Origin of the sequence: Clostridium algoriphilum, assembly GCF_020443705.1 — a bacterium.
GTDB classification, from domain to species: domain Bacteria; phylum Bacillota; class Clostridia; order Clostridiales; family Clostridiaceae; genus Clostridium_AD; species Clostridium_AD algoriphilum.
The window spans coordinates 60,733-76,495 of record NZ_JAIZZK010000001.1 but is presented as its reverse complement, the minus strand read 5'-3'; the positions used below and the strand labels follow the sequence as shown (position 1 = coordinate 76,495).

Annotated in this window: 19 protein-coding genes; all 19 read right to left on the bottom strand. The window is 30.0% G+C overall.

Translation table 11 applies throughout. The features are described 5' to 3' along the window. Positions 1-111 precede the first annotated feature (111 nt). The gene (gene recN, locus LGK95_RS00410) at positions 112-1,800 is read right to left on the bottom strand and encodes a DNA repair protein RecN (protein WP_226121034.1); all 1,689 of its coding nucleotides are present in this window, start codon (positions 1,798-1,800) and stop codon (positions 112-114) included. Positions 1,801-1,811: 11 nt separating this feature from the next. Beyond that, the gene (locus LGK95_RS00405) at positions 1,812-2,264 is read right to left on the bottom strand and encodes an arginine repressor (RefSeq protein ID WP_226121032.1); all 453 of its coding nucleotides are present in this window, start codon (positions 2,262-2,264) and stop codon (positions 1,812-1,814) included. After that, positions 2,233-3,114 carry an NAD(+)/NADH kinase gene (locus tag LGK95_RS00400; RefSeq protein WP_226121030.1) on the bottom strand — a complete coding sequence of 294 codons (882 nt, stop codon included), beginning with the start codon at positions 3,112-3,114 and terminating at the stop codon, positions 2,233-2,235. Before LGK95_RS00400 ends, LGK95_RS00405 begins: the two co-directional genes overlap by 32 nt. A 61-nt stretch (positions 3,115-3,175) precedes the next feature. After that, positions 3,176-3,985, bottom strand: a complete 810-nt coding sequence (locus tag LGK95_RS00395; RefSeq protein ID WP_226121733.1) for a TlyA family RNA methyltransferase — start codon at positions 3,983-3,985, stop codon at positions 3,176-3,178. 33 nt (positions 3,986-4,018) lie between these two features. Further along, positions 4,019-5,881, bottom strand: coding sequence for a 1-deoxy-D-xylulose-5-phosphate synthase (gene dxs / locus LGK95_RS00390; RefSeq protein WP_226121028.1), 1,863 nt, complete (start codon positions 5,879-5,881; stop codon positions 4,019-4,021). A 158-nt stretch (positions 5,882-6,039) separates the two neighbouring features. Then, positions 6,040-6,909 carry a polyprenyl synthetase family protein gene (locus LGK95_RS00385; protein ID WP_226121026.1) on the bottom strand — a complete coding sequence of 290 codons (870 nt, stop codon included), beginning with the start codon at positions 6,907-6,909 and terminating at the stop codon, positions 6,040-6,042. A 29-nt stretch (positions 6,910-6,938) separates the two neighbouring features. Then, positions 6,939-7,172, bottom strand: coding sequence for an exodeoxyribonuclease VII small subunit (locus LGK95_RS00380; protein ID WP_226121024.1), 234 nt, complete (start codon positions 7,170-7,172; stop codon positions 6,939-6,941). Beyond that, positions 7,172-8,377 carry an exodeoxyribonuclease VII large subunit gene (xseA, locus tag LGK95_RS00375; protein ID WP_226121022.1) on the bottom strand — a complete coding sequence of 402 codons (1,206 nt, stop codon included), beginning with the start codon at positions 8,375-8,377 and terminating at the stop codon, positions 7,172-7,174. The genes LGK95_RS00380 and xseA overlap by 1 nt, the downstream gene beginning before the upstream one ends. After that, positions 8,367-9,215 (bottom strand): bifunctional 5,10-methylenetetrahydrofolate dehydrogenase/5,10-methenyltetrahydrofolate cyclohydrolase, encoded by an 849-nt coding sequence (locus LGK95_RS00370; protein WP_226121020.1) that lies wholly within the window; start codon positions 9,213-9,215, stop codon positions 8,367-8,369. Before LGK95_RS00370 ends, xseA begins: the two co-directional genes overlap by 11 nt. A gap of 225 nt (positions 9,216-9,440) precedes the next feature. Next, on the bottom strand, positions 9,441-9,836 hold the full coding sequence (nusB, locus tag LGK95_RS00365; protein ID WP_226121018.1) for a transcription antitermination factor NusB: 396 nt from the start codon (positions 9,834-9,836) through the stop codon (positions 9,441-9,443). 97 nt (positions 9,837-9,933) lie between these two features. Next, the gene (locus LGK95_RS00360) at positions 9,934-10,323 is read right to left on the bottom strand and encodes an Asp23/Gls24 family envelope stress response protein (protein ID WP_226121016.1); all 390 of its coding nucleotides are present in this window, start codon (positions 10,321-10,323) and stop codon (positions 9,934-9,936) included. A gap of 81 nt (positions 10,324-10,404) precedes the next feature. Then, entirely contained in the window at positions 10,405-10,917 is a 513-nt protein-coding gene (locus LGK95_RS00355; protein WP_226121014.1) for a SpoIIIAH-like family protein, read from the bottom strand. A 38-nt stretch (positions 10,918-10,955) separates the two neighbouring features. Beyond that, the gene (spoIIIAG, locus tag LGK95_RS00350) at positions 10,956-11,606 is read right to left on the bottom strand and encodes a stage III sporulation protein AG (protein ID WP_226121012.1); all 651 of its coding nucleotides are present in this window, start codon (positions 11,604-11,606) and stop codon (positions 10,956-10,958) included. 50 nt (positions 11,607-11,656) lie between these two features. Further along, positions 11,657-12,250, bottom strand: a complete 594-nt coding sequence (spoIIIAF, locus tag LGK95_RS00345; RefSeq protein WP_226121010.1) for a stage III sporulation protein AF — start codon at positions 12,248-12,250, stop codon at positions 11,657-11,659. Between the two features lie 67 nt (positions 12,251-12,317). Further along, positions 12,318-13,475 (bottom strand): stage III sporulation protein AE, encoded by a 1,158-nt coding sequence (spoIIIAE, locus tag LGK95_RS00340; protein WP_226121008.1) that lies wholly within the window; start codon positions 13,473-13,475, stop codon positions 12,318-12,320. 46 nt (positions 13,476-13,521) lie between these two features. Beyond that, positions 13,522-13,905, bottom strand: a complete 384-nt coding sequence (spoIIIAD, locus tag LGK95_RS00335; protein ID WP_226121006.1) for a stage III sporulation protein AD — start codon at positions 13,903-13,905, stop codon at positions 13,522-13,524. Between the two features lie 75 nt (positions 13,906-13,980). After that, positions 13,981-14,178: a stage III sporulation protein AC gene (spoIIIAC, locus tag LGK95_RS00330; protein ID WP_226121004.1), complete on the bottom strand. Its 198-nt coding sequence runs from the start codon at positions 14,176-14,178 to the stop codon at positions 13,981-13,983. A 13-nt stretch (positions 14,179-14,191) separates the two neighbouring features. After that, positions 14,192-14,710, bottom strand: a complete 519-nt coding sequence (spoIIIAB, locus tag LGK95_RS00325) for a stage III sporulation protein SpoIIIAB (protein WP_226121002.1) — start codon at positions 14,708-14,710, stop codon at positions 14,192-14,194. 1 nt (position 14,711) lies between these two features. Further along, positions 14,712-15,632 (bottom strand): stage III sporulation protein AA, encoded by a 921-nt coding sequence (gene spoIIIAA / locus LGK95_RS00320; protein ID WP_226121000.1) that lies wholly within the window; start codon positions 15,630-15,632, stop codon positions 14,712-14,714. Positions 15,633-15,763: the final 131 nt, after the last annotated feature.

Sequence of the window (15,763 nt, the reverse complement as noted above, 5' to 3'; positions counted from 1 at the left end):
CAAATTCTTTTTTTTAAAAGGCAAAAGAATAAAGCCATCAATAATTTATTGATGACTTTACTTTCCCCTATGAAACATATTTTTATTACTATAATATACTAAAAACAAAAATTAACTTTTCTTCTGTTTCTTTGCCATATTTATCATCTCTTTAGAATTTTCCAAGGTTAATTTAGTAACTTGTGCCCCACCTATCATTCTTGCTATTTCATGTTGTTTTTCCTCTTCATTCATTTTTATAATGTTTGTAAATGTCTTATCATTTAATACATTCTTAGATATCAAATAATTTGTATCCGCCATGCTAGCTATTTGAGGTAAATGAGTTACACAAAAAATTTGATGGTTTAACGATATCGAATACATTTTCTCTGCAACGCATTGAGCGATTCTACCGCTAATACCCGTGTCTATCTCATCAAATATAACAGTAGGTATTTCATCCTTATCAACAAATACGGTCTTAAGCGCAAGCATTATACGTGATAGCTCACCTCCAGACACAATGTCTTCTAATGGGTTTAACGGTTCTCCTGGGTTTGTAGATATACAAAATTGAACTTTATCACAACCATTTTCGTAAAATTGATCCTCAAGTTTTACTTCTATGTAAAATTTACTTTTTTCAAGTCCGATGTAATTTAGTTCCTCTTTTATTTTAGCTTGTAACTTTTTTGCTGTGAGGCATCTAATTTCGTGTATTTCATCTCCTATAATTTTCATCTCAAGCTCAAGTTCTATCTTTTCTTTTTTTAAACGGGTAATTATTTCAGTGCTATTAGTTAACTCTTCATATTCAATTTGAATTTTGTCTTTATATTCATATATTTCTTCAATAGTTGGAGCATATTTTTTTTTACAACTATTAATTAGACTTATTCTACTATTCATATGTTCAAGTTCTTTTTCATCATAATATATTGTTTCTTTTAAATCTCTTAGATCTGCTATGTTTTCCTCAATATTAAAATAACTTTCTTCTAGTGAATCTGTAATTATCTTTATTTTTTCCATATGCTTTTCTATACCTCTGAGTTCTTTTATTGCCATAGCTAAATTATAAAAAACTGAAGTATTTTCTTCGTCACTAGTATATAATAATTGATAACTTTTTGATAAATGCTTTTCTAAATTTTCTGCATTACTAACTATCGCATATTTTTCCAAAAGTTCTTCATCTTCACCGATTTTAAGATTAACAGTTTTAATTTCTTCTAACTGGTAATTTAAAAAATCAATTCTTTTTTCTCTCTCACCTTCATTGCCTTCTAATTTAATAATCCTATTTTTAATAATAAGCATCTTTGTGTATTTTTTATTATATCCCACAAGAACCTTTTGTATCCTATTTGTACCAAATGAATCAACATAAAATATATGATTAACTTTATCTAATAAATTATGATTATCATGTTGACCATGAATATCTAATAAATTTTTACTAATATGTTTAACTTTTGATAAAAGCAATGATTTACCATTAACTTTAGCAATGCTTTTACCGGATTGAAATGTTTCTCGACTTATAATCACCGTATCTTCATAGTCAATATCCATTTCATCTAAAACACTTTTATTTTTTGTAGTATCAATGGTAAATATGGCCTCAACATAAGTTTTATCTTCCCCTGTTCTAATTAAGTTCTTATTGAATTTCCCTCCTAATACATAATTTATCGCATCAATTAGAATTGACTTTCCTGCTCCAGTTTCACCAGAAAGTACATTAAATCCCTGCTCGAAATTAATATTTAATTTTTCAATTAAGGCAAAATTCATAATATTTAACTGTAGGAGCATACTTATTCCTCCTATTCATTAATCATTTTTTTTATTTTTTGTATTATTTCCTTTGTATCTTCTTCTTTTCTAACTAAAATAAAAACAGTATTATCCCCAGCTATTGTTCCTACAATTCCATTGAATTTTAAGGAATCTAAAGCCTCTGCCGCTGCCGCTCCAGCTCCAGATATAGTTTTTAAAACTATAAAATTATCTACATGGTCAACATAAAGAACTGTTTGAGAAAATATATTAACTAATTTGTTTGATAAGAAAGTATCCCCTGGAGAACTAGTAGCATACTTGTGAGTCCCGTATGCATTCATAACCTTAATTAACTTTAGTTCTTTTATGTCTCTAGACACAGTTGCTTGAGTAATATGAAATCCCTTATTTTTTAGTTCATCTGCTAACTGTTCTTGAGTTTCAACCTCCTTAGATTGAATAATCTCAATTATTTTTGCATGACGTGCAATTTTCATCTTTTTCTCCCTCACAATCTGTTGTTCTAGAAATTATTTTTCGTCTTAAAATGCCAAAATAATTATAATCATTGAATTTAACCAATCTACATTTTTTATTTGAGACACTTACTAATATTTTTTCATAACTATTTAGCTTTATTGCTCGTTGACCATCTAACGTCAAAAATATGCTCTCATGTTCACATTTTATACTTACAGATATATCACTTTTACCGTCCAAAACTATAGTTCTCATAGATAAAGATAATGGACATATAGGTGTTAAAGCTATAACATCCAAATTAGGGTAAATTATGGGTCCACCTGCTGATAATGAATATGCAGTAGAACCTGTCGGCGTAGCTATTATAAGTCCATCACCAGTAAAATCGATGTAAAACTTATTATCTATGTGTAGTTCATATTTAACTACTCTTGCAAGGGTCCCTTTTGATACAACTATATCATTTAAAGCTGTATATTCTTCAGTTTCACCTCGACATGGTAAAGTACATTTGATCATCATTCTATCTTCTACATAATAATCATCTTCAATGAATCTTTTCATAGAGTTTTCAAATTCTAATAGCTCAATACTAGAAAGAAAACCTAAATTACCTATATTTACTCCTAAAATTGGTATATTGGAGTTATTTAAATTTCTTGATGTTCTTAAAATAGTTCCATCTCCACCTAAAGCAATAATAATATCTAAATCATTATACTTAATATTTTCTAGGCCAAATGCATCTTTAAATACGAATATATTATTATTATCAATATATTTATTAACAATATTCTTTATATACTTAATTGTTTTTCCATCTTTATCTTTAGTGGTATTTATGTTAATGCCAATCTTTTTCATATTTCCTCCTTGCCGCTTTCTAAAGCATATATCAACTATTAATTGTTATATCCCCCTAATCCTAATTTAAATTATAATGGGCTTCACTAACTAATTCTTTTATATCATCATTATAATCTTTATGTTGCTCTTTAGATTTTGTAAAATAAATCAAATATTCAATGTTACCATTAGGTCCTTTTAGTGATGAGTAATTCACATTAACAACCTTTACATTAAGACATTTTAGAAGGCTTAAGACCTTATTTATTACCTCAACATGTTCACTAGGTTTTTTAACCACACCTTGTTTATTCACTTTACCTTTGCCTACTTCAAATTGTGGCTTTAATAAAGCAACGGCGCTACCTTCATTTTTTAATAGGTTAAGCAAATTTGGAATAACTTTTTCAAGTGATATAAATGATACATCTATACTAGCAAAGTCGGCAAGTTCTCCTATACTATCTACACATAAATACCTTATGTTTGTCTTTTCCATTGACACTACCCGTGGGTCGCCTCTCAGCTTAGCATCTAATTGATTCTTTCCAACATCTATAGAGTATACCCTACACGCTCCATGTTGAAGCATGCAATCTGTAAATCCACCTGTAGATGCTCCTATATCTATACATGTTTTTGCTTTAAGATCAATACCAAATAGATTAATAGCTTTATCAAGCTTTAAACCACCCCTACTTACATAAGGGATATCTTCTCCAATAAATTCGATCTTAGACAATGAGTCTACTTTTTTTCCACACTTAGTAGTCACAATACCATCAACCAATATATTTCCAGAAATAATATTTTCTTTTGCTCTTTCTCTAGAAAATATTATTCCTTTTTTAACTACAATAACATCTAATCTTTCTTTATTTTCCAATATAAAAACTCCTCAACATTCATTACAATGTACTATCTAAACTAATTTAAGAATACTTTCAAAAATACCATCTACATCCAACTTATGTAATCTATATAATATGTCAACCGATCCGTTTGGAATAAATTCATCTTTATATCCTAAGTTAATAACCTTTGAGCTTTCCTCGAGTGTATTTACATATTCGAGTACTAAAGAACCTAATCCTCCATGCACAAGATTATCTTCTATGGTTACTAATGAATACTTTTTATGAACTAGCTCTGAAATTAGTGATGTATCAATTGGTTTAATAAAACACGCATTAATTACAGTAGCTTCTACTCCCATATTGTTTAATCTTTCTCTAACTAAAATAGCATTTTGAACCATTTTACCTGTAGCTATAAATGCTATTTTACCACCACTATATAGAGTTTCCCATTTACCTCTTTTAAAGTTTTCAATTGGGGTCATTTTAACGTTAGGATTATCCCCACCCCTAGGGTATCTAATAGCAATAGGGTAATCTTGATCCACTGCGAAAGTTAGCATAGTCTTAAGTTCATTTATACATTTTGGAGCCATAATCGTCATATTAGGTATATGTGACAAATACGATAAGTCAAATACTCCTTGATGAGTTTCCCCATCCTGACCAACTATGCCAGCCCTATCTATGGCAAAAACAACAGGTAATTTTTGTAGACAAACATCATGTAAAATTTGATCATATGCTCGTTGAAGAAAAGTAGAGTAAACCGCAAAAATAGGTTTCAATCCTTGCGATGCCATTCCTGCAGCCATAGTAACTGCATGTTGCTCTGCAATTCCTACATCAAAAAATCTATTACGAAACTCTTTCGAAAACGTTTCTAGCCCAGTACCTTGAGGCATAGCCGCTGTAATTGCTACTATATTCTTGTTTTCCTTTGCAAGTTTCATAATTTGTTGCCCAAATGCTTCAGAGTAACTTGCTTTATGAGCACCACGTAACTCTCCAGTTAAAGGATTAAATGGTCCTGGCCCATGAAATTTATTAGGTTCTTTTTCAGCAAATTTATATCCTTTTCCCTTTTTAGTTATAACATGAATAATTACTGGTCCATCTATTTGTTTAGCTAGTTTTAAAACCTTGCTTACTTCTTTAATATCATGTCCATCTATAGGACCTAAGTATTTTATACCCATATGCTCAAACAACATCCCTGGAACAACAACCTGCTTAATTCCGTTTTTGAGTTTCTGAATTGAAGTAACCATTCCGCCACCTACACTAGGTATTTTTCTAAGTGTAGAATTTATTTCTTTTTTAATTCTATTATAAGTTGGATCAATTCTAAACTGGCTTAAATATTTAGATATACCTCCAACATTTTTAGAGATAGACATTTGATTATCATTAAGAACAATAATCATTTTTGTTTTTCTAAATCCTACATCATTTAAGGCTTCAAATGACATGCCACCTGTAAGTGCACCATCACCTATTACTGAAATTACATTATAATCTTCCTTTTGTAAATCGCGGGCTCTAGCAATGCCGAGTCCAGCTGAAATTGAAGTGCTACTATGTCCTGCTTCAAAAATATCATATTTACTTTCTTCTCTTTTAGGAAAACCACTTAACCCACCGTAACTTCTTAGCGAATCAAATTTATCTTTTCTACCTGTAAGAATTTTATGTACATAAGATTGATGTCCTACATCCCAAATTATTTTATCTTTATCTAAATTAAACACATTGTATAAACTTAATGTTAATTCTACTACACCTAAATTAGAAGCTAAGTGACCTCCAGTTTTAGACACCTTGTCAATTAGAAACTCTCTAATTTCTTTTGAAAATTCATACAATTCCTCTATCGTCATTTTTTTCACTTTATTTATATCATTGAAATCATCTATAATTTTACTCATATATATCTATCCTCTTTTATTAAATATATTATTTTTACCCACATTTATGGGGATATTATATCATATAATAATATTTAATTCAAAAGCTATTTTTGTTACGGAAACAAGTTAATGGCACTTTAGAGGCAACATATAACTTGTATAATACTAGCTTATTTTCAATATTCCCTTTTCAATAAAAATTCTGTTATTTCTTCTAGGTATTTTGTATTTAAGTTTAATTCATTTAATATATTGGAACACTCCTGCGTTAATTCATTACATTTTTTTTTGCACTTTTCAAGCCCGTACATAGTTATAAAAGTTGTTTTATTATTACATTCGTCACTTTTCACATTTTTACCTAAAACAGAAACGTCACCAACTACATCTAATATATCATCCTTTATTTGAAAAGCTAACCCTAATTTGTCACCATACTGTTTTAATTTTTCTAAATCATCATTATTGGCATTTCCTAGTATAGCACCACATACTATTGCCGATTTAATTAGTTGTCCTGTTTTATTTCTATGCATATATAGAAGTTCTTCCTCAGATATTATGATGCCTTCGCTTAAAATGTCACAAATTTGACCTGCTATCATCCCCTCTGCTCCAGAAGCTTCGGCTATGAGAGCACTTGCCTTGATTTTGTTTAAGTTCCCATCTGAACATTGATTTAGCATTATTATCATTGCTTCATTTAACAATCCATCTCCTGCAAGGACTGCAATTGCCTCGCCGTATATTTTGTGATTTGTAGGTTTTCCACGTCGCAGATCATCATTGTCCATGCAAGGCAGATCATCATGAATAAGTGAATACGTATGAATCATTTCAAGTGCTGCTGCAAACGGCATTATCTCATTGTAATCTTCCATGTACATAGCATATGTAAGAAGCATTAAAATAGGTCTAACTCTTTTTCCTCCTACATTTATACTGTAAATCATTGCTTCAAAATTTCTATTATTGATTTCTGACTTATTATCAAAGTAATTAATAATCCATTGTTCTACTGATTCTTTAAGTAATTTTATATCCACTTTACCCCTTCTTTTCACTATAATATTAACTAACTTTTAACATCATCTGTCAGTGCCATGAAATCTTTTTCGCCTTCATCTGTTAATATTTTTATTTTACCTTCTGCAACATTTAGAATTTTATATAAACTATTACAAATTTTTATACCCTCTTCGTAATTAATCATAGTTTGTTCTAGTGTAACTTCATTTCCATCCATAAGGTTTACAATTTCTTCAAGCCTTACCATCATGTTTTCATAAGTTTCTTTTTTCTTTGCCATTAAAATTCCTCCAAATCACTCAATTTAAATCCCACGCAACCATCTTTTAATGTGATTTTTATCTCTTTTATATTTTTTAAAGTTTCTATTTCACTAATAACCTCATTTTCATTGTTTTGCAATACTGCGTACCCCTTATTTAATACATTTAAAGGGTTATGTGCATGCATTAGAGCATTTAATTTTGATAATTTTTGCTTTTCAAGTAAAATCATTGCATTAAATTTATAATTTAGGTTTTCTTTCAAATTATCTATGTAAGTATATTGATTAACTACATAGTTTAAAGGGTTATTTATTTTAAGAGTTTTATTTAGTAACTCAATTTTATTATATTCTTTAGTTACCTTAAATTTTATGGATCTTAAAAGTAATTCTCTAAACGACCTTATTTCATTATTTAAGTCCTTTAAATTTCTAACAGCAATTTCTGCTGCAGCTGAAGGAGTTGGTGCTCTATGATCACTTACAAAATCTGCTATAGTAAAATCTGTTTCATGACCGATTCCGGTAATGATAGGTATATTAGAAGAATATATTACATTTGCTAAGCTTTCTTCATTGAATGCCCATAATTCTTCTATTGAGCCTCCACCTCTTGCAATAATAATTAAATCTACATTTTTTGATGTATTAAAATATTTTATGCCTTTTGCAACGTCGTCGCTAGCATTTATCCCTTGAACAAGTGCTGGGTATATCAGCATGTTGACATTTGCATTGCGCCTTGTAGCCACATTGATAATATCTTTTACTGCAGCCCCTGTTTGTGATGTTATTATTCCTATTCTCTTTGGAAATAATGGTATTTCCTTCTTATGAGCTCCATCAAATAGCCCTTCCTTTTCTAATTTCTCTTTCAATTTTTGAAAAGCTAAGTATAATTGGCCTTCCCCATCCGTCTCCATGGAGTTACAATAAATTTGATATGCTCCTCCCTTTTCATAAACAGAAACCTTTCCTCGAATGATAACATTCATTCCATCTCTAGGTGTAATTGTAAGTTTTTGAGCTTGTGATTTAAACATTATGCAATTTATTTTTCCAAAAGCATCTTTTAATGAAAAGTATATGTGTCCACTAGAATGTAATTTCACATTAGATAATTCACCTTTAACGTTAGCATTGTTTAATATGAAGTCACTATCTATTACTTTTTTTATGTACCCATTAAGAGCAGTTACTGTAAGTATTTTAATAAACATTATCTCTCCAAGCGGAGCAAGCATTCTTAATTAACATTGTCGTAGTCATGAGTCCCGTTCCTCCTGGAACTGGGGTGACATAACTTGCATGCTCAATAACCTCATCAAAACATACATCCCCAGTAACCTTATCATTAATCATTGTAGTCCCAACATCTATAACAACTGCTCCCTCTTTAATAAAGTCACTCTTAACAAAACCTGGTTTGCCTATTGCTGCAACTAATATATCTGCTGTTTTACAAATTTCCTTTAAATTAAGAGTTTTAGAGTGACATATAGTAACTGTTGCATCCTCATTAAGCAGCAATTGCGCTGATGGTTTTCCTACAATATTGCTTCTACCAATAACAACAGCGTGTTTACCTTTAATTACGCATCCAGTATTTTTAATCATTTCAATGACTCCTAAAGCAGTGCAGGGAATAAAACTTTTCTCTCCCTTATAAAATCTACCCAAATTTACATCAGTTAATCCATCAATATCCTTATTATATGCAATTTTAGAAGTAATTTCTTTTTCATCAAGGTTTTTAGGAAGTGGTAATTGAAGAATTATCCCATCTACACTATCATCTTCATTAAATTTTTCTATTATATCTACAATATCCTTTTGATTAGCATGTTTATCCAAATGAATACAAGTATAAGAAATGCCTAGTTTATTGCATAGGTTGTTTTGACTTTTCACATATGACAAAGATCCACCATCCTCACCAACTAATATAGTTTTAATTGATGGCACTCTAAGTCCCTTACTAACCCCATCTTTTATAAATGATTTAATTTCATTTCTATATGTTTCAACTATTACCTTACCATTAACTTTAATGCCCAAATTAATCTCTCCTTTTAACCAATTATAATATACTAACGTGTTTCTAAAATCACTCTTTAATTTAACTAAAATAACTAGTCAAAGATGCTATTTCATCTTGCGTCAGACTAAGGGTCAGGTTTCCCTAATAGTTTATACTAAAGAGTCTCCATTATACGAAGTATGACGCAAAATGACTAGCATACTGACTAGTTATTTTATTGTTATTTGCTTAAGCTATTACTTTTAAATCATCTTCGCTAAAATACCATTTATGAATGCCGGTGAACTATCTTCTCCATATTTCTTAGCAAGTTCTATTCCCTCATTTACAGAAACTTTACCTGGTATTTCTTCCTCAAACAATATTTCATATGTACATATTCTCAAGATAGCTAAATTCATTTTTGATAATCTAGCTAATTTCCACTTAATTAAGTGCTTTTCAATATTATTATCAATTTCCTTACCATTATCATGAACTCCTGCTAACACTTTAGTAATATATGACATATCAATATCTTTTAACTCAACATCTGTGTTCTCTTTAAAATTCTCAATTATATCCTCATAATTTTCTTTATTTATTGACATTTCAAAAAGTAATTTCATTGCTGTTTCTCTTGACTTTCTTCTATTCATTAGTAATCCTCCTAATTTTCATATCATAATCCATACATTTTAAATAAGAATAACAAGCATAACAATAAACACCCTCTATTACAGAGGGTGTTTATTGTTATGCTTCTATTTCCTCTAGCTTTTCTGTTTTAGGTAATACAACATTTTGTACATATACATTTACTGCTGATACTGTAAGGCCTGTCATTAGCTCTACAGATCTTTTTACATTTATTTGTGCCTTTTCTGTTACTTCTGGGATCTGAACACCATATTCAACTACAACGTGTAAGTCAATTATTGCACTATTTTCTCCTACATTGACTTTAACGCCTTTAGATAAATTCTTCTTTCCACTTAATATTTGAGTTATTCCACCAACTAGACTAGCGCTCATTCCAACGATTCCTTGTATTTCAGCAACAGCGAGTCCCGCTATAACACTAACCACATCCTCAGATATCTTAACAACACCGATTTCTGTTTCGTTTAAAATTTTATCTTCCATATTAGTACCCCCTTATTTAACTTAGGTAAAACATGACAATGCTAAATCTAGTATAGCAGATAAATATTTTATTTACAAATATTATTCTTTTATCTTAACTTCAATTTTTTCTAATTTTGTTTTGCTCATTACAACATCGTTAATGCTCCGAAGCTGTTCTTCTGTAAGTTGTTTTTTATCAGATTTAACTAATATTTGTACCTTGTCATTTACTATACTGCACATTGCTTCATTATACCCTAGCGCTTTTAATGCAAGTTCAATGTCTGTTTCATTTTGTGAGGCCATTGATATGTTTAAGTATTGAGTAGCAGCAGTTGCTTTTTGTGCTTTTGGAGTGTTCGTATCGTCAATTAAAGTTTTAATTGTTTGAAGAGTTCTTTGACTTTCTTGATCCCTTGATAATTTAGCTTCTACAAAATAAGTTGAAGCAGTTGAAGCAGTTTTGGTTTCCTTTAAAGATATTGCACTCTTCTCACTACTAAAGTCACCATCATTAACATACAATGGCCCATTCACCTTTGTTGCAAGATACCCCGCAAACACAATAAGTACTACCAACGTAACAATTATACCAGACTGTTTTTTATTCATAATATTTCCCCCCATCTACCTTTCTCAGAAATTATATGCTACTTATTCATAGGATATACATTTACTTTATCTTCAGACAAATTAAATAAGTCAATTACTGCCTGTCTAATCCTTAGTTCAGTAATTTTTTCACCTGATCCCTGCGCAACAACACATACACCAGTAATAGTAGGCTTGTATTTTTTTACAATTAATGGTTCATTCTGTGTTCCATTATTCGTCATAACAACGGTACTTCCGTTATTATCTTGTGAGATGTTTCTTTTTCCTCCTGTGGTATCATTTTCTACTGTAACACTTTTAGAATCATTTACATTTACTGCAGGAACACTTTCTTCTCCACTGGCAAAATAGATCATAAGTTGTACCTTTCCAACTCCGTCTATTCCTTCTAGTGTTGTTTTGAGGTTGTTTTCTAACTCCGTTTCATAATCACTTGTCTGTGTTGATGTACTTTTCGTAGCGACTGTAGCCTTTTGTGTATCAGTTGCGACAGTTGGCGTTGCCTTGGGTGTTTTAAAGAAACTACTTGCTAAAACTATCACAACTGCCACCAATATCATTAAAACCAAGTTTCCTAGTATCTTATCAGATTTTTTGCTTTTGTCGGTTTTATTCTTTTCCTTACCACCATTTAATTTTATCTTAATATACTCAGTAAGTTTACTGAGCAAATTATCACTGTTCATAAAAATCCCCCTCTTTTCTTATTTTTTATACTAACTATAAATCATAAGTTTTATGAATATAATTTATAAACAGTAATCGCATCATTAGATATTTTTAATTTGGTACTTAAAAGATTCTTTATTTTGTTTCCTTGTTCATCGCGTAAAATTTCCTTATTAGATGTACTTACACTTGATGTATTAATATCTATATTTTTTATGCTTTTAACCCCTTTGTCCACTACTCCAATATCAACAGTATTAATATTAAATACTCCCTTTTTACTATCATAAACAATTTTTATTTCGGCATTATACTTATTATCTGGGTATACATCTTCTAAGTTTGTAATGCACTGAGCCTCTAAATTCTTTTTAAAATTTTGTGTTGTATTTTGTATATTAATATTTTTATACTCTTTAATATTTGCTTTAGAATTACTTCCTTCCATGTAGCTTGTTGCTTTACTTGAATAAGTGTTTAAATTAAAATTCTTATCAAAGATTTTCATTATAGGGTTTATGATGACCACAATTAACATTAATCCTAGCACAAATTTTGCATATTTTTTAATACTATTATCAGGTAAAATCATCTCCACTGCAGTAATAAAAAATATAGCAATGGTAATGTTTGTTACCCATACTTTCAATAGTTCTATCAAATTATCACCACCTCCTTTATGATTAATCGAGTGCTTTAAAGCTAAGTGTGAATAACATTTTAAGTTCCTAGCCTGATATTATTCCTTTTCCAGTTGAGGCTACTATTGCAACCATTATAAAAAACATTACGCTTACTGATATTACACATGACATTAAAAGTAAAATAGAATCTCCTACTGAGTTTATACAATCTACTGTACGGCTATCACTTATCGGTTCAATTAGTGCAGCTGTAGCTTTATATAAAAAAGCCATAATTAGCAGTTTTATAATCGGAAGTAATACTATTACTATAAGAATAATTAACCCAAGTCCACTTATTGCATTTTTTAGAAGAAGTGAGTATCCCGCGACAGTTGAAATAGCATCAGATAAACATTTTCCAACTACAGGAACAAATGTATCTACTGCAAATTTTGCTGTTTTTATAGTAACTTGATCTAGGGTTTTTGCTGCTATGCTTCTTAATGTAATTACAGCAATAAACACCGTCATAACTATCCCCTGGATCCAAAGGGCAGCTTGTTTTAAAAGCTTTGTTAAATTTTTTATTTTATAATCACTAGATATATTTGAAACAAATTGTAGTACGAAACTCATAAATATTATAGGTATAATAATATCTACATACAATTTGGAACTTACTGTGGCAAAACCCATTATTACAGGGTCCAGTAAAGTTGCTTCTGCAAACCCTCCTACACTCGCTAGGAGCATCATGAGTACTGGTATAAGTGCTACCATAAAATCAGACATATTAACAATAGTATTTTTAGCAAGCTCTACTACTATATAAAAGCTTTTAGTTATCATCACAATCATCACACCATAACATGCGAAATAAGCAATATTCGACAAGTTCTCTTTACTAAAAGCACTCTGAAGATTATTAAGCAGTGCACAGATAATAGCAACAATCATGAGACTTCCAATTAATTCCATAGATGCAATGACTTCTTTAAATGTGTATTTGATAATATAACTTGAGATATTCTTAAAACTAAACCCACCTTGTCCAGTTTTTATAAATTGTTCTACAAAAGTTTTTGGTTCCATATCGTTAAATATTTCATACTTTGTTTTCACGTTTGATATGTAGTCATATAAATTGCTTATTTCCTGTTGCTGCTTTTCTCCTATTTTCCCTGTTTCTGTAGCTTGTACACTCATAGGAACACATATTAAACATATTAAAAATATTAAAATCAGTCCTATTTTTTTCATATTATACCTCACATTTAGATTTGTAATATTTTTTCATATTAACCATCTACATTATCTTTAAAATAGATTGCATAACTGCCATTAAGATAGGTATCGCTAAAGCTAGTATTAATATTTTTCCAGAGAATTCAACTTTAGCCGCAATACTATTCTCGCCAGCATCCCTACATATCTCACTGCAAAAGGAAGCTAAATATGCAATGCCAAGTATCTTAAAGACTGTGTTTAAATATATAACATCAATGTTGGCTTTATTCGCTAGTGTCTGTAAAAAGCTCATTATTAATGTAAGTTTGTTTACCATAAATAAAAAGATTAATATTCCTGCTACAATACTAACTTGAATAGCTAGATCATCTCTTTTACCTTTAAATATAAGTACAATAAATAATGCTATGAAAGCAAATGCAACAATTTTAATTATTTCCATAATTTCCTCCTCGATTGCATCTGTGATTATCTTTAAAAGTAAGATAACACTTCTTGGATCGTTATCTTACTCGCCTTAAAACTGAAAAAGTGTTTTCACAGAAGTAAACAGCTTGTTTACTAAATTTATAACCATCATAAGAAGTAGTATTACTCCTGCTAAATTTGCAACCACAGCTATATCATCTTTGCCACCACTTTTTAAAACTTTATCAATAATAATAATTAAAATACCTGTTGCCCCTATTTTAAATAGCAAACTAACATCTAACACTTGAAAACCTCCCCTAAATTAATGCTATAACAATCATTGCCCCAAAGGAAAAACCTAAATATCTGTACATTTTTATGTTTTTAATCATATATTCTTCTGATATTTTAATTTGCTTCTTTAAATTAGCTATGGTAAGTGTAAACATACTATTTTGACCTTGAATATCAGATTCTCCGAGTGTTTTAGATAAATCCAAAATAACATTTATATCATCAGCGTTTAAATATAATTTGTTTTTTACAAACTCCACTGCACTATTCATAGCCTGATATACATTTTCGTATTCATTGTCAGATAATAATTCACTAGTTTTGGCAAAAAGTTCATTTATAGGCTCTTTGCTTTTATCTGCTATACTTTTAAAAGCATCTGGCAAAAGAGAATGTACATAAGTTATTTCATTTTGAAGCTGATATATTGCTCGTTGGATTTCATTAAGTTGAAAAACTCTATACTTTAATCTTTCACTATATATAAATCCAGCCATAGTTGATGCACCTAATATCACAATACATCCGATTATTTTAATCATATTATGACCTCCACACATCTATGCCTTTAGTAAAATCATAAATACACTCTATTGTTCCAATTCCTTTTTTATTGCTAAGCACTATTCCCCTCGTAAATACGAAATTATCTACAATTTCTTTAAAAACATTTCTTTTATACAAGTCTTCAATTCCAAAGCCATGAATAGTTGTAATTAAACTAATTCCAGAATTTAATGCCATTAGTACACTTTCCATATCCTTTTGAGTACCAATTTCATCACAAACTATCACATCAGGCGACATGCTTCTAATTGCCATCATAATCCCCTGGCTCTTAGGGCAATTATCTAATACATCAGTGCGAATGCCCACGTCCATTTGAGGTATCCCTTTAAAAGAACCAGCGATTTCGGACCTCTCATCAATTACAGAAACATTCTTGCCATGGAAATTTTTGTTTTTATTTCCCTGAGATATTTGCCTCGATATATCTCTAAGCAAAGTAGTTTTGCCACATTTCGGAGGCGATATAATTATTGTATTGTAAACTGAATTATTATTAGTAATATAAGGCATTACTTTATCAGCACAACCAATGATTTCTTTACATGCCCTTATGTTTATAGATGAAATATCTTTAATAGTTTTTATGCTATTGTTTTCAATAACACAAATTCCACATAATCCAACTCTGTGTCCACCTTTTATAGTTATATACCCCTGTCTAATCTCGTCTTCAAACGCATATATTGAGTAATTGCTAATCCTCTGCATTATGTATTTTATATCCTCTGGCGAAGCAATATAGTCCCAGATTTCCTCCCTACTTCCAATGTGAATAAACATAGGCTTGTTTACTTTTATCCTAATCTCTTCAAGTTGTTGTAAATTATCAACCTGCTCCAATTTATTTCTAATAACCTTAGGTAGTATTTCAAATAAATCTTTTGTAACTAACATTTTTTCACACTCCCATATATAATTTGTATTTTACAACCTCATGAAATATTCCATATAATCGAAATTATATTAATTTAAATCAGATTCATTTCCATAATATATGTATTTTTCTCAAAAAAAGAACAAAAAAA